Annotated in this window: 11 protein-coding genes; 6 read left to right on the top strand and 5 right to left on the bottom strand. The window is 60.1% G+C overall.

Going from position 1 to position 15,093, the window contains the following annotated elements:
• Positions 1 to 173: 173 nt before the first annotated feature.
• The 4 genes from HMPREF2708_RS05925 to HMPREF2708_RS05910 all read left to right on the top strand — a co-directional run bounded on the left by HMPREF2708_RS05925 (position 174) and on the right by HMPREF2708_RS05910 (position 4,136).
• The gene (locus HMPREF2708_RS05925; RefSeq protein ID WP_070833458.1) at positions 174 to 938 is read left to right on the top strand and encodes a phosphoadenylyl-sulfate reductase; all 765 of its coding nucleotides are present in this window, start codon (positions 174 to 176) and stop codon (positions 936 to 938) included.
• A 144-nt stretch (positions 939 to 1,082) separates the two neighbouring features.
• A complete protein-coding gene (cysD, locus tag HMPREF2708_RS05920) occupies positions 1,083 to 2,009 on the top strand; it encodes a sulfate adenylyltransferase subunit CysD (protein WP_038626730.1) in 927 nt (308 codons plus the stop codon).
• A complete protein-coding gene (locus HMPREF2708_RS05915) occupies positions 2,009 to 3,310 on the top strand; it encodes a sulfate adenylyltransferase subunit 1 (protein WP_070833456.1) in 1,302 nt (433 codons plus the stop codon). Before cysD ends, HMPREF2708_RS05915 begins: the two co-directional genes overlap by 1 nt.
• A gap of 55 nt (positions 3,311 to 3,365) precedes the next feature.
• A complete protein-coding gene (locus tag HMPREF2708_RS05910) occupies positions 3,366 to 4,136 on the top strand; it encodes a sirohydrochlorin chelatase (RefSeq protein ID WP_070833454.1) in 771 nt (256 codons plus the stop codon).
• 33 nt (positions 4,137 to 4,169) lie between these two features.
• Here HMPREF2708_RS05910 and HMPREF2708_RS05905 read toward each other — a convergent pair whose 3' ends face one another.
• Positions 4,170 to 5,558 (bottom strand): FAD-dependent oxidoreductase, encoded by a 1,389-nt coding sequence (locus tag HMPREF2708_RS05905; protein WP_070833452.1) that lies wholly within the window; start codon positions 5,556 to 5,558, stop codon positions 4,170 to 4,172.
• Between the two features lie 730 nt (positions 5,559 to 6,288).
• Between HMPREF2708_RS05905 and pta the strand changes: the two genes are divergently transcribed.
• Both pta and HMPREF2708_RS05895 read left to right on the top strand, forming a co-directional pair.
• Positions 6,289 to 7,614: a phosphate acetyltransferase gene (gene pta / locus HMPREF2708_RS05900; protein ID WP_246840365.1), complete on the top strand. Its 1,326-nt coding sequence runs from the start codon at positions 6,289 to 6,291 to the stop codon at positions 7,612 to 7,614.
• 5 nt (positions 7,615 to 7,619) lie between these two features.
• The gene (locus HMPREF2708_RS05895) at positions 7,620 to 8,816 is read left to right on the top strand and encodes an acetate kinase (RefSeq protein ID WP_070833448.1); all 1,197 of its coding nucleotides are present in this window, start codon (positions 7,620 to 7,622) and stop codon (positions 8,814 to 8,816) included.
• A gap of 251 nt (positions 8,817 to 9,067) precedes the next feature.
• Here the strand turns inward: HMPREF2708_RS05895 and HMPREF2708_RS05890 are convergent, their stop codons facing one another.
• The 4 genes from HMPREF2708_RS05890 to HMPREF2708_RS05875 form a co-directional block, all read right to left on the bottom strand.
• Positions 9,068 to 9,919 carry a L,D-transpeptidase gene (locus HMPREF2708_RS05890; protein ID WP_070833444.1) on the bottom strand — a complete coding sequence of 284 codons (852 nt, stop codon included), beginning with the start codon at positions 9,917 to 9,919 and terminating at the stop codon, positions 9,068 to 9,070.
• Between the two features lie 113 nt (positions 9,920 to 10,032).
• Entirely contained in the window at positions 10,033 to 12,498 is a 2,466-nt protein-coding gene (locus HMPREF2708_RS05885; protein ID WP_083321883.1) for a serine/threonine protein kinase, read from the bottom strand.
• Positions 12,495 to 13,574, bottom strand: a complete 1,080-nt coding sequence (locus HMPREF2708_RS05880; protein ID WP_070833442.1) for a transporter substrate-binding domain-containing protein — start codon at positions 13,572 to 13,574, stop codon at positions 12,495 to 12,497. Before HMPREF2708_RS05880 ends, HMPREF2708_RS05885 begins: the two co-directional genes overlap by 4 nt.
• Positions 13,571 to 14,944, bottom strand: coding sequence for a hypothetical protein (locus HMPREF2708_RS05875; RefSeq protein WP_246840350.1), 1,374 nt, complete (start codon positions 14,942 to 14,944; stop codon positions 13,571 to 13,573). Before HMPREF2708_RS05875 ends, HMPREF2708_RS05880 begins: the two co-directional genes overlap by 4 nt.
• Positions 14,945 to 15,093 lie beyond the last annotated feature (149 nt).

The following is a 15,093-nucleotide window of genomic DNA, read 5'->3' as shown; positions in this document are numbered from 1 at the left end:
GGTGGCCGAAGCGCACACCCCAATCCGAACCGCGGGGCGGTGATGCATTGCCCTTACTGCGGCGGTGATGATCTGTGGCCCGATGTGGAAACCGATTACGCCTGGCAATGCCGCGAATGCTGCCGGGTATTCACAGTGAAACTGCACGGACATATCGATAGAAAGGTGGCGTCATGAGCACGGGACTGAAAACCGCTGAGGTCATTAAGACTCAGGAGGCACTCGCGCGTCAGGATGTGCTGGACAACCCGGAAACTGCTCGCCGTCTGATTGAGCTCGCACTGGAGTGGGGCTCCAAGCTGGAGACCGCCACTGCTGGGGAAGTACTGGAATGGGGTGCAGAGCACCTGCATACGCCACTGGCTGTGACCCTGTCGATGCAGGACACGGTATTGGCGGAGCTGGCTGCTCGGCACGCGCCGGAAGCCGACCTGGTTTTCCTGGATACGGGTTACCACTTCCCGGAGACCCTCGACGTGGCAGAACAGGTCGCACAGCGTTACGACAACCGACTGCTGTCGATTGAGCCGAAGCGCACCCGCGCTGAGCAGGATGCCGAAGAGGGCGTAGATCTGTACAAGACCGACCCGACGCGATGCTGCGCACTGCGGAAGGTCGAGCCGCTGTCAGCTGTGAAGCGCCCCTACGAGGGCTGGGTCACAGGTCTGAAGCGCGTCGACGCGCCGACCCGCGCACACACGCCGGTACTGGAGATTGACAAGACTGGTCGCATCAAGCTCAACCCGCTGGCCACGTGGACGGATGAGGATGTTGCTCAATACATCGAGGACAACGACCTCATTGTGCATCCGCTGACGCAACAGGGGTTCCCGTCGATCGGCTGCGCGACATGCACCGCGCGAGTGGCAGCGGGTGCGGATCCGCGCTCGGGTCGCTGGGCGGGCACCGAAAAGACAGAGTGCGGATTGCACCTCTAGTTTGAGCGGCTAGCGGCTGGACGATGCCGACAGCTACTTGCCGCCAGCCACTTGGCCGCTAGCCACCAGTCGCCCGCCGATTACCGACATCAGCTAAAACAGCGCAGTTACAACAGCCAACACAGCCCCAATAGAAAGACCCCCATGACTAGCTCAACCACCGTTTCCGTACAAAACCGCCTCGATCCGCGGCTTGCCGAACTGGAAGCCGAGGCCATCGACATTATTCGCCAGACCGCCGGCCAGTTTGACCGTCCGGCACTACTTTTTTCCGGCGGAAAGGACTCCGTCGTCGTGCTCGAGCTGGCCAAGCGCGCCTTCGCACCGGCGGGTATCCCGCTGGAGCTGCTCCACGTCGACACCGGCCACAACTTCCCCGAAGTTATTGAATTCCGCGACAAGATTGCCGCTCAGCCGGGCATTAAGCTGCACGTAGCCAAGGTCCAGGACTGGATCGACAGCGGTGTGCTCACCGAGCGTGCCGACGGCACCCGCAACCCCTTGCAGACCGTGCCACTGGTGGAGACCATTGCCAACCGTGGTTACGACGCCGTCCTCGGTGGCGCCCGCCGCGATGAGGAGAAGGCCCGCGCCAAGGAACGCGTGTTCTCCGTCCGCGACTCCTTCGGCGGTTGGGATCCACGCCGTCAGCGCCCGGAGCTGTGGGGTCTCTACAACGGTCGCCACGCCGCTGGAGAGAACGTCCGCGTTTTCCCAATCTCGAACTGGACCGAGGCCGACGTCTGGGCCTACATCGAAGCCCGTGACATCGAGCTGCCGCCCATCTACTTTGCCCATGAGCGTGAGGTGTTCAACCGCGGCGGCATGTGGTTGGCGCCGGGCGAGTGGGGTGGACCCCGCGACGGCGAGACCCTCGAGGTTCGCACTGTCCGCTACCGCACTGTCGGTGACATGAGCTGCACCGGCGCTGTCGAATCGACTGCCACCACTATTGCGGAGGTCATGGAGGAACTTCGCACATCCAAGCTCACCGAGCGCGGCGCTACCCGCGCAGATGACAAGTTGTCCGAATCCTCCATGGAAGACCGCAAGAAGGAAGGTTACTTCTGATGAGCCAGCCAAATTCCCCAGCTACCCTGATTACCGCCGACCGCGCCACTCGCGCTCGTCGCACTCTTCGCCTGTGCACCGCTGGCTCCGTCGACGACGGTAAGTCGACCTTTGTCGGGCGCTTGCTGCACGACACGAAGAACATCCTCGCTGACCAGTACGAGGCCGTCGTCGCCTCCTCGCAGGCGCGCGGTCAGGAAAATCCCGACCTCTCGTTGCTGGTCGATGGTCTGCGGGCCGAGCGTGAGCAGGGCATCACGATCGACGTTGCCTACCGCTACTTCGCCACCGACGTCCGCTCGTTCATCCTGGCCGACTGCCCTGGTCACGAGCAGTACACCCGAAACACCATCACTGGTATGTCCACCGCTGAGGCCGTCGTTTTGCTTATCGACGCGCGCAACGGCGTCGTGACGCAGACCAAGCGACACGCAACGGTGGCCGGTCTGCTGGGTGTTCGCCACGTAATCTTTGCTGTCAACAAGATCGACCTGCTGGACTACAGCGAAGAAGCTTTCCGCAAGATTGAGTCGGATGTAGCAGTGCTGGCAGAGCGCTTGGGTCTGCAGAACACCTTCGTTGTTCCAGTGTCGGCTTTGGTCGGCGACAACATTGTCGATCCTTCTGCGCACACCCCGTGGTACGAGGGCCCGACTGTGTTGGAACTGCTGGAAAACCTCAACATCGGTGCCGACCTGGAAACCGATGCCGAGGCCGACCTACGCCTGCCCATCGACTACGTCATTCGTGATCACGCCACTGAATACCGCGGTTACGCTGGCCGTATCGCCGCAGGCAGTGTGCGTGTGGGTGACACTGTCTCCGTAGACGCCAACCGCCAGGCTACGGTCACGAAAATCACCGTGGCAGCCGAGGACGTCACTGAGGCCGTAGCCGGCCAGTCGGTGGCCATCAGCCTGGATGCCGAGTTCGACCTCGCCCGCGGTGACCTCATCAGTGGCACCCGCCCGGAAGACGTGCGCCGTTTCTCCGCCGTAGCCGTCCACCTTGCGGACAAGCCGTTGGCAGTCGGTCGCGTCGTAGAGGTGCGCTACGGTGCCGCGCTGGTGCGTGGTCGTATCGCCTCCGTCGATGCGCTCATCGACATCGAAACCGGTGAGCCCACCGGTGTGGCTGATCAGCTTGCAGTCAACGACGTCGCCGAGATCACCATCGAGGTCGCACAGCCGCTGCCGGTCGATGCCTACCGCGTCGGTGGCCGTGTCGGTGCATTCCTGCTCATCGAGCCGGGCACCGGTGACACTCTCACCGCAGGTCTCGTGCGTGGCGCTGCCCAGTAGAGCTGCCAGGTAGAGAAACCAGAAAGCACAGCTAGCGAGCCTGAGGAGACCATCGATGACCGCACTGATTCTGCTTGCGCACGGTTCCCGGCACCCAGAGACCAAACCGGTGCTCGAAGACGTGGTCGCGCTCGTGCGCGAGAAGATGCCGCTCACCCGCCTGGATGCGCCCTCTCAGATTCGCCTCGCCTGGCTGGACCTCGACGAGCCCTCGCTAGATGCCGTATGTGCTGAGCTCGCCGCTGCCGGCGAGACTCAGGCGCTGGCCGTACCGCTGCTGTTCACCGATGCGTTCCACTCGCGAGTCGATGTTCCCGAGCAGGTTCGACTCTGCGATCGGCATGGTGTTGACATCACAGTGGCTGAAGGACTCGGGCTTGGCGACGGCACGAAGCGCGCCGTCGTAAAGCGAATCATTGAAGCGGCGGAGAATGCGTCTTTTTCCTGGCCGGTCGATGCGCTGGTGATGGGAGTCGGCTCCTCTGATGAGGAGGCCAATGCGGCGGTGCACCAATTTGCGGCAAATCTTGGCGGGATGCTGCCGGGATATGTGAGTGCGGCATTCGTGGTCGGTCCTGAGAAGATCAAGGGAGCCGATGCTGTGGCCGTGGCGCAGGAGCGCGCGGCCAAGCGCGGTCGCGGACTCGTAGTGGTGCCGCTGTTTACCGCGCCGGGCCTACTGTGGGATCGAGTCATCGATGCGGGCGCTGCCGCCGGTGCCGGCCAGGTGGCTTTTGGTGAGCCATTGGCCGAGCTGTTGGCGCCGATCGTGTGCTGCCGCTGGGACTCGGGCGCCACGTACACGGACGTGCAGGTAGTGGCGTAGGCGGCGCTTTTTATCCGCCCTCGTTACTCGCTGTTACTCGCCCTTGGAGTGGGTGACCATTTCATCCCATTCGACATACTTCTTGCGTTCGCGGCCCTCGGCCTCGCCGGCGGTGCGTTCGGCAGCATCGAGCTTGTGCCAGCCCTCCCAGTCCAGGTAGTCGATGCCCTTTGACTCCAGCAGCTCGTTGACAGCGGACAACTCCGGCTTCGACGGGTTGAATTTCTTGCCCTCTGCGGCATCGGCCAGCAGGTTGGCCACGGCCTCGTTGGCATCGCCCTTGGTATTACCAATCAGGCCGACCGGTCCGCGGCGAACCCAACCGGTGGTGTAGAGGCCAGTGATGGCCTCGGCTGCTTCATCCTCGGTGTTGTCGGATTCGATGACTCGACCACCGACGTTGGAAATGACATTCTTCACGTTGTCGAACGGGATACCCGGCAGTGCATCAGAGCGGTAGCCCACGGCGGAGTAGACAGCGCCGACCTTCCAGTCGGTAGTCTCGCCGGTCGGCCGCAGTCCGCCAGCACCGTCGTATTCCATGCGCTGAGTGCGCAAGCCGACCACGTGCTGCTGGCCGTCGGCACCCTCCTCGCTGAGGATCTCCACTGGCGACTCGAAGAAGTGAATGTAGAGCTTGTGCGGTGCGTTCTTCGGTTCACGGATGGCGTAGTTCTCCAAGATGGTGCAGACCTGGTCAGTGATCTTGGAGTTGCGACGCATAATCTCGGATGCGGAGTCGTAGTCAATGTCGCGCGGATCGACAACGACCTCGACGTTCGGTGAGTAGTCGAGTTCCTTGAGCTCCAGCGGAGTGAACTTTGCCTGTGCCGGGCCACGGCGGCCGAAGACGTGGACTTCCTTGGCCTTATTTGTCTTCAGAACTTCGTAAACATTGTCCGGGATCTCTGTGACGTGCAGTTCCTCACCGGTCTTCGCCAGGATTCGAGAGACATCCAACGCGACGTTGCCTACGCCGACGACGGCCACGGACTCCGCCGAGAGATCCCAGGTGCGCGCAAAGAGCGGATTGCCGTCGTAGAAGCCTACGAATTCGCCTGCGCCGAAGTGCTCCGGCAGGTCCGCTCCCGGAGTCGGCAGGGCGCGGTCGCCGACGGCACCGGTGGCGAAGATGACGGCGTCGTAATGCTCCTTTAATTCGTCGAGCGTGATGTCCTTGCCGAACTCAACGTTGGAAAACAGGCGCAGCTCCGGCTTTTCCATCACCCGGTGTAAGGCCATAATGATGCCCTTAATACGTGGGTGGTCGGGGGCGACACCGTAGCGGATTAGACCAAATGGAGCCGGCATCTTTTCAAACAGATCGACTTCCACGTCAGTACTGGATTTCATCAGTGCATCGGAAGCATAAACACCGGCCGGGCCAGAGCCAATTACGGCAACGCGGAGCGGGCGATTCATGAAGCGTGTCCTTCTTTCTCTAATGCTTTACGACGGCCACGAGGCCGCGGCGTAAGTAGTTGCCAGCGGTGACCTCGTGGGGAAAGGAGTTATTGGTTTATTTGATATTCCCAATGGTAGCGCCCCCAATCGTAGCGATAACTTACGAAAAATCGAGAGGCGAGCGTCACATCATCCGTGAGATGCTTTTGAAGGCATACAAAACTAAATGTGACCTTCGTCACGTCCAATGTGGGAATTTGGGATAGTTCACTAGAAAAACCGCATAAAAGCCGCGATTGTGCGGGAAAACTGTTGGAATCTGTGGGGAAAAGTGTGGCTACCAGGGGTAACCAAAGAGGTTTGAGTCCGTCGTGAGATGTAAGGTGACTCACAATAAGATGAAAATAATGATTTGGGACTCAGCGGGATTGGACTCAGCGGGATTGGAAGCTCAGCATGATCTTTAGCCTCCGGTAGTCCAATGGCTCGAGCCAAGTCAACGTTTAAATAAGTCAACGATTAAGCGCAGTGCGAGAAAGGAACGTCGGTGAGCGATAAGAACGCCCAAGCGTCCACCAACAACTCCGCAGTCCTGATTACTTCAGTGGACCGCGCAGACGATCTACAAGATGTCATTACGGCATTGTCTGAGGCACTGGGTGGGGCACGTTGCCTCCACACTGTCGGTGGGGCTCACGGCGCCACTGTGGATCAGGCTGTTTTGGATCCGGAATCCGCGCTTGACACCATCGTCAGTGCTGTTGAGGCTGACCGCGCTGCTAACGAGGGGGCGGCTGTTCTGACCGGCTCCGGCAACCTCGATTTTGACTTCCGCATTGCCACCGTTGCCGGTGCCGGTGTCATCGTTGTCGCTGGTGGCGAGGGCTGTCACACAGAGGCCGCAAAGGCTCGCGTTCGTTTGGCGCTCAGCAGTGCAGCTCAGCGTCACAGCGAGGTACTCGCTGTTGTTCTCACAGGGGAGGAAGCAGCCGAGGCTGGTAAGACTCTCGAGCTCGACGTTCCCGTTGTTGCCGTTGACGATACTGAGGGGCTTCGCAAGGTCGTAGGCCGCGAGGTCACCACAGTGATGACTCCACAGCGTTTCCAGTGGTGGCTGTTGCAGCGCGCCAAGGCTGATAAGCGCCACATTGTGCTGCCAGAGGGAGACGATGACCGCATTCTTGAGGCCGCTGATTACCTCCTGCGCGAGGACATCTGTGAGCTCACTATCCTCGGTGACCCGGATGCGATGAAGGCGCGCGCCGCCGAACTGGGTTTTGACATCGACGCCGCCCATCTCTGGAACCCACAGACCTCCGAATATGTTGAGCAGTTCGCGGAACAGTTCGCAGAGATGCGCAAGGCCAAGGGGGTCACGCTGGAGCAGGCCCGTGAGACGATGCAGGACATCTCCTACTTTGCGACGATGATGATTCACAACGGGCTTGTCGACGGCATGGTGTCCGGTGCAGCCCACACAACTGCGCACACCATTCGTCCGTCCTTGCAAATCATTAAGACCAAGCCGTCGGCTTCCACGGTGTCGTCACTGTTCCTCATGGTTATGGACAACTCGCTGTGGGGTTTTGCGGACTGTGCGGTGCTGCCGAAGCCGGCTCCGGAACAGCTGGGTGAAATCGCGGTAGTATCCGCCGAGACTGCAGCTTCCTTCGGTATCGACGCCCGCGTTGCCATGCTGAGCTACTCCACTGGAGCATCCGGCACAGGTGAGGATGTTGACCGTGTGAAGGCGGGTCTGGCCAAGGCCAAGGAGCTGGCTCCGGACCTCGCTGTCGATGGTCCGCTGCAGTTCGATGCCGCTATTGACCCGTCTGTGGCTGCGAAGAAGATGCCGGATTCCACCGTTGCGGGTAAGGCAACTGTTTTCGTGTTCCCGGATCTGGACGCCGGTAACATCGGTTACAAGATTGCCCAGCGCTGTGGTGGTGCATTGGCAATCGGCCCGATTCTGCAGGGCTTGAACAAGCCGGTCAACGACCTTTCCCGTGGCGCCACGGTGCCGGACATCATCAACACGGTTGCAATTACCGCTATTCAGGCTGGAGGAAACTAATTATTATGTCCCGTCACGTACTTGTTTTGAACTCCGGTTCCTCCTCTATCAAGTTTCAGCTGGTAGATCCGGAGAAGGACTCAACGCAGCCGCCGTATGTCTCCGGTCTGGTGGAGCGCATTGGTGAAGAAGACGGCATTATTAATCTGAAGTTCTCCGGACAGAAGATTGAAATCACTGAGCCTATCGCTGACCACGCTAGTGGCCTTGACCGCGCGTTCGAGCTGATGGATGAGCACGGTGTTGGTCCGGAGTCGGTAGATATTGCCGCCGTCGGTCACCGCGTCGTTCACGGTGGTCGCCTGTTCTCTGGACCGGAGCTGATTACCGACGAGATCGTCGGCATGATCCGCGATCTTATCCCGCTGGCGCCGCTGCACAACCCGGCCAATATCGTAGGCATCGAAGAGTCTCGCAAGCTGCTTCCCGACGTGCCGCACGTCGCCGTCTTCGACACTGGTTTCTTCCACACCATGCCGCCAGCTGCTGCTCTGTACCCGCTAAATGCAGAGGTCGCATCGAAGTTTGATATCCGTCGTTACGGCTTCCACGGCACCTCGCATGAGTTTGTTTCCAAGCAGGTGCCGGACCTTCTGAATAAGCCGGCAGAGGAAATCAACCAGATTACGCTGCACCTGGGTAACGGTGCGTCGTGTGCGGCTATCCGAGGTGGCCAGGCGGTGGATACCTCGATGGGGCTGACCCCGCTGGCTGGTCTGATGATGGGCACTCGTACCGGTGACATTGACCCGGGTGTCATCTTCCACCTCTACCGCAACGGCATGAGCATCGATGAGATCGACAACCTGTGCAACCGTCAGTCTGGTCTGAAGGGTGTTTCTGGTGTCAACGACTTCCGTGTTCTGCAGGAGCGCATGGATGACCACGACCCGGATGCCTGGGCTGCATACCAGATGTACGTTCACCAGCTGCGCCGCTACATCGGCTCGTACATGCTGATTCTCGGTCGCCTCGACGCTATCACCTTCACTGCCGGTGTCGGCGAGAATCACGTCGGTATCCGCCGTGACTCGATGGCTGAGCTCGAGAACTTTGGTATCAAGATCGACGACGAGCGCAACTCTCAGCCGAATGATGGCCCGCGTCTGATCTCCGCTGATGACTCGAAGGTCAAGGTCTTCGTGGTACCGACCAATGAGGAACTGGCCATTGCCCGCTACGCAATGAGCTTCGTGGACTAGTTCTTTGGACAGGAGCCCTGACGAGTAGGCAGGGCTCCTGTAATCCGTAATTGACGGCTGCTAGGTACCCCACCGGTCGGATCCGCGACTGTCACTCAACAAAAACTTAACAAAAATGAGCTCGCCCCCACTGCCTTCCAAACTGGAAGAATCTAGTGGGGCGAGCTCATTTTTCACCGCCAGGGAAACTGCGTCTATGCCTCAATAGGCTCAGTCACCTGGTCATTATTTCAACGCATCAGCGCAGGTAACTACCAGATGTAGACGCCGTCGCCGACCTGCAGAGTGTTGAAGTACATCACGGCATCATCGTGATTCAGATGAATGCAGCCGTGGGACATCTGGTTAACTGAGCCCTCGTGGAAAGCCTCACCGTCGTTGGTGAAGTACACAGAGAACGGCATCGGGCCGTTATAAGGAACCGACCACTCATCGCGGACCTTGCGGGTAACGCTCAGGTGGCCACGGGTGGTTTCGTAACCTGGCATACCGGAGGACATTGGCACTGGACCGTAGGTGATATTGCCATTTTCCTGCAGCCAGGTCTTCTGGTTAGCCAGGTCAACGCATGCGCGGGCGCTCGGCGGGCACGGGTTGTTTGGCTCTGGGCGTGGTTCAGGGCGTGGCTTCTGCTCTGGCTGTGGAGCAGGGGCAGGCGCCGGCTCAGGCTGCGACGGCTTGTTCTGGCCCTCCAGCAAACCGAAAACCTCGTTGACGACGCGGGTGGCTTCGGCCTTCTGCGAAGCTGGCAGCGGCAGGCGGTCGATTGCGTTCAGCAGCTGAGTTTTGACCTTGTCCGCCATCTGCTTGTTATTTTCAGCGAACTTGAAGTTTTCATCGATTAGGGCGACGACCGAATCCGGCAGCTTCACCGAAGAGGAATCCAGTACCTCAGAGAGCTCTGGAGCAAGGTCGCCCGGATTCAGAGTCGAGATTTCCGGCAGCTTGAGGTCCTGAACATTCTGGCTCAGCGACTGCAGGTCTGGGTAAACCGGCAGGGCAACGGCAGTGCCGGCCCCAATACCAAAGGCGGTGGTAAGGGCTGCAGCGCTGATAATGACACGCTTAGCGCTGCGGAGAGAGGATTTCGAGGAGGCAAACATAGAGGATATCTTAAACCACGAACCGTAATTCTCTCTTTATTCACCAATTCTGGGGTGGCGCTCACGCCCTCAACCACATGTTTGACCAGGCTCGGTAGAGAGCTGGCAAAGAGCTAACGCCAAGTCCGTGGCCGGATAAGATTTGCGATATCCACCAAGTTGTAGCGGTGTCGTGGAAACTGTGAAGAGCGTGCCAGTATCCGTAAGTCTTTTTCCAGCCCTTCCCGTAGGCCGGCCACGGTGAAGGGCGCATCGAAAAGACCGTTGGAGCTAGCCGCATGGTCGAGGTTCGAGCTGCGCAACCAGTTCAGCGCGGACGCCATCACGGCGATGCGCAGCTGCGGCATGCGCGGTTCATTCGTCGGTAGCTCCACCAGGCGACGCGCAGCACGGCGAATTCTCGATTCGGTCAACTCGGAGGGCATCCCGGAGGTGAGCATCAGAATTGTCGTCAAACGTGCCATGCGATGGTGGCGGGAGTTACCGGGAACGCGGTCAAGCTGGGAGATAGCCATTTCGTGTTGGCGCTCAGAGGCCAGCTGACGAGCTAGCCCGAAGGCGGAGGATACCGTCGTCGGGTTGGCCGCCCACACGACGGCGTAGAGACGCAGGGTGTTGAAACGAATCGTCTGAGGCGACAGGGACTCGCTGGCCCAGGCGGGGGAGAAGATTTCGGGCGTATCGGCGGCGACATTATCCAGCGCGCTGCTCAAGTTCGCGGCGGCGCGGGCGACAGAGGGTTCGAGGAGAGATGCGTTGGCGATGCCCAAGCGCTGTTGAATCAACTCGAGAGTCGCTGCCAGCGCCAACTTCGGGGCGGGCTCGCCGGGGAGCATTGTCAGCACGTGGTGGAACGAGGTGAGGGCATCGTTGAATTGGTCGAGAAGCAGGTAAGTGATGCCTTCATACCAGCGGTAACGCCAATCGCGCTGCAGGCGTTCGGAGGTATCGCGGAGGCTGTCGCGGGCTTCATCAATTAATCCGAGGTCCAGCTTCGCACGCACGATGCCCAGTGGAATTTCCACCGAGGAGCCATATTCGGGTTCGGACAGCGCGTTGGTCAGTGTCTCGATTAGTTCGTTGGGCTCTGTAAACGACGAGGCACTTAAGATGCGCGCACCGGGGTCCGTCGGGTTGATCAGTGGCACAGGCAGCGCGAAGGTCACTTCTTGCGGAGTGATTTCCACGCCGCGGGTGATGCCGTCGACAAGCTGATCGGTGCGGAACACCAGGTGCTTGGTGCCATACGTGGAACGCTGCGGTGAGAAATTCGACACCGTCTGCGGGAATTGCACGCCGTCGCGCACCGCCAGAATCTCGCGCAATACGCCGATGAGCTGCACACTCATCTCTTCGGCGGAACCGAAGCGGGCCTCGGGATCCTCGTGGCAAGCGCGCAGTAGGAAGCGGTAGAGCGAGTAGAAACGGCGGAACAGAGGCTCCTCGGCCGGCGTCGGTAGCCCAGGGGCATAGACACCGTTGGTCGCCGGCAGTTTCAGAATTAGCGAGGCCAGCGTGCGGCCGACAGTGTAGATATCGCTGGCAATTGTTGGTCCCGTCGTGGCAATCTCCGGCGCCTGGAAACCGGGCGTGCCGTAGATATGGCCGTAGGCGCCGATGCCGGTGACCGCGCCAACGTCGATAAGCGTGACGTGGTCTTCGCTGAGCAGCACGTTGTCCGGCTTCAAATCGTTGTAGACAACGCCGCGCGAGTGCAGGTAATCCAGCGCCGGTAGCAGCTCCAGGATGTAGCCAATCGCCAGGTCACAGGGCATGACGCCGTCCGGGTAGCTCCGTCGCTGCTTGCGTAACGACGGACCGCCGACGTACTCCATCACAATGAAGCCGGTGGCGCTGTTGGCGTCGGTCTCATCGATGAAGTTGATGATCTTCACAATTCCCGGATGCGAGATTTCCGCGAGAAACTCGCGTTCCGCCTGGACTACGGCGAAATCCTTCTCGTTTTTCGCTGCCATCATGCCCTTGAGCACGACCCAGCGATCCGAGACATTGTGGTCAATCGCCAGATAAATCCAGCCGAGACCGCCGTGGGCAATCGGGCCCACAATTTCGTACTGATCCGCCACGATATCGCCGGCTTTCAGGCTCGGCGCCGGCTTATTCGTCGCGCGAATCTTTTCATCACTCATTACTGCATCGCGCGGATCCTGCGTTGTGATGTACGGCAGGTGCACCATGCCGTCGGCGACGGTGCGTCCACGGTGCGCAGTCGATCGCTTCCGGCGAAAGTCCTCCAACGCTTTCCGGTGCGAGGCCATCGACGGATCTGGTGCCTGGGGGCCGGGGTGGGTCGTCACGCTTGACGACGAGCCCCCGCGCCCCAACAATTCGGCGATATCGAACTCTTCGTCATCGTCATCATCGTCCGCAAAAGGGTCGAATGCGACAGCGGCAGTGCCGGGCGCTTGTTCGTCGTCTTCATCGGCGAATGGGTCGAAGGCGACGGCCTGCGTTGCGGCAGCCTCTGCCTCTGCGTGGGCTTCCTCCTGAGGGGCGGGCATGTGCTGGGTATGCTGGGCTTGCTCGGGGTGCTCGGGGTGCTGGTTTTCGTCGCTCATCGGTTATTCAGCTCGCCTTCTGGAGCAGCTTCCGGTGTGGGGGTAATTCCAAGTATGTCTTCGTCGTCGCCGTACTGTGGCACCGGTTGAGTACCGCTTGGTAGGAAGGGGCCGAACCAGGTGTTGTAGAGAGACTGCCAGGTGCCGTCGTTCGCTATGCGCTCCAGGGTCGCGTTGATTTGGCGAACGAGGCCGGGGTTCTTCTTGGATACACCGGCCGCGTAGCTTTCCTTGTTCAAGCCTTGCTGAACAATTGCAGTAGCCGGATCCTGGTCGTTGATACCAGCGAGGATGGTGTCGTCGGCAACGACAATCTCTGCCTGGTCGTTTTGAAGTGCAATCAGGCAATCCGACCAGTTACCGACCAACAGCAGCATATTGTTCGGAGACAGGCGTCGAATCAAATCCTCGGTAGTAGATCCCCGGGAGACACAGATACGACCGTCCTCGACGTCCTCAGGGGAGGCGTCGCCGCCCGGCGAAGAGACAAGCACTCCAGCTCGTGCCGTCAAATACGGTGCGGAAAACAGCGCCTTTTCGCGCCGGGCATCGGTGACCGTCATAGTGCGCAACACGACATCGACGGTGCCGTCCTCGAGTGCAGCGATGCGTTCATTGCTGTCGACGAACCGAAATTCAACGGCGTCGGGGTCACCAAAGATGTCCGCGGCAATCTCTTGTGCCAGAGATACTTCAAACCCCGAGAGCTCACCGGTGCTGAAATCGCGGAAGCTGAGTAGGTTCAACGATTGGTCAACACCAACAATGATGCGACCGCGCTTGTAGATCTCCGGGACTCGCTCCTCTGGTGTTTGGTCATCGGGCGCTAGTGTGGACAAATCTGGGGTGTTTTCCTGAGGCGCAGGCTTCTTCGAGGAGGCCTTGTCGTAGAACGCGCCCGGTGGCAGGGGGAAATCGCCGGTAGCCTCAAGGATGGTGCGCGAGTAGGGATCGTCGGCAAGCGAATCGGGCGCGCAAGCACTGACGGTGAGGCCCGCGACGGCGAGTGCACCAAGGACGGCTCTGCGCCGCCAACCGGCGAGACCGCGGAGCGATGGGGAGAACGGAACGATCATAGGTACTCCAGGAGCCGGTGGCGGAATCCGAAAACGACCAGAACAGCTGCGATTACGGTCAGAGTAACCGTAGTGAGGGACAGTGCCGCGATAGCGCGACGGGATTGGTCGAGGTTCTCGCGGGCGGTCAGACGGGACTCAGCGATGGAATTCTGTAGCGACTCATCGACCTGGTTGAACGCAGCCGCCGACGAGCTGGCGTTGCCCACATCGGTCGCGATCCGAACCGCACCGGCGTAGTCGCCTGAACTCAGGTGCTCCATCATCAGGTTGTGACCGGACTCCCAGCTATAGATACCGTGGATGGCGGCTCTGACATCGTCGTCCGGCGCATTGGCGTCCACTCTTTCCAGCTCGCCGACCAGGGTGCGCACCGACTGCGAGAAGGACTCCGCATCCGCGGGCTGACGGCGCACTAAGCCGAGGGTTTCGCTGGCGCGTAGCTGCTGGGCATCAATGCGCACTTCGGTTAGGGCATGAACGTCCGGGCGCTGCTCTCCGAAGAGAGAGTTGGACTGCCACGGCTGAGTGGTGGCAATTCCCACACCGACAAGCGCGATGGTCATCAACATGGTCGCGCCAAAAAGACCGACGTTGAATAGTCGTCCGGTGCGACGGGTCAGCCGCCACTGTGTGAGGAGCAGCATCAAAATTGCCGCTGCCAGGCCTGACATTGGGAAGAGCGGGGGGTTCGATAGTTCGCGCTGCTCCGCATTAGTGGTGGTACTGGTGCGTTCGTAGAGCGATTTTGCAGCTGGCAGAATCTGCACCTGCATCAAGTTTGAGGCAGAGGCTAGGTACGCGACACTGACGGGATTGCCCTGGCGCGCATTCGCACGGGCTGTCTCGACCATGCCGGTGTAGACCGGCAACAGTCGCTGTACAGTCGCGATATTCTTCATCTCTGGGGCATCGACGTTTTCAATGCCCGTAGCTGCGCGGGTAGCGGACATAGATGCTTGTGCGATGACATCGTCGAAGTTGCTGACCAAGTCCTGGCTGCTGTTGAGTGTGCCGCGGGAAAAAGCGGTGTTGGCCGACGCATCGGCAATCGTCAGCGAGGCATAGAGATTCTGCGAGGCATTGGCCATCGGCTCGCTCAGCTGCGAAATTCGGGTGAGCTGCTGCTGGCGTTGCGAGGTTGTTTGCCACATGGATAGGCCGGCGGCCAGGATAGCGACGATGAGGATGAGGGCGACTATGGTCAAGCGGCCCGGCGATGTCATCAAAAAGGACACTGAACGGCGCACATACGTGGCCGACGGGCCGAGCTTGTCGTAGAGGCGGTCACCGAGAAAACGTGTCAATCTCCGGTTGCGCGGGCCAATTTCCAGGGCGTCCACGCGCAGGTCGGTATCACGCGGAGGCATCGCTGGGGATGCTGCTCCTGCGGGCTTCGCTGATGTGGCTGTAGCGGTTGTATTGGTCGAGGACTCGGAGGTTTCCAGAGCAGTTGATGGTGCCGCGCTCTCGGTAGTCGGGGCGGTGTCGGGAGTATCTTTCGATTCCTTTGCCGCCT

This window comes from Corynebacterium sp. HMSC073H12 (genome assembly GCF_001837775.1).
GTDB lineage: Bacteria > Actinomycetota > Actinomycetes > Mycobacteriales > Mycobacteriaceae > Corynebacterium > Corynebacterium amycolatum.
The sequence above is the reverse complement of the archived record's forward strand: the minus strand, read 5'-3'. Positions and strand labels throughout refer to the sequence as shown.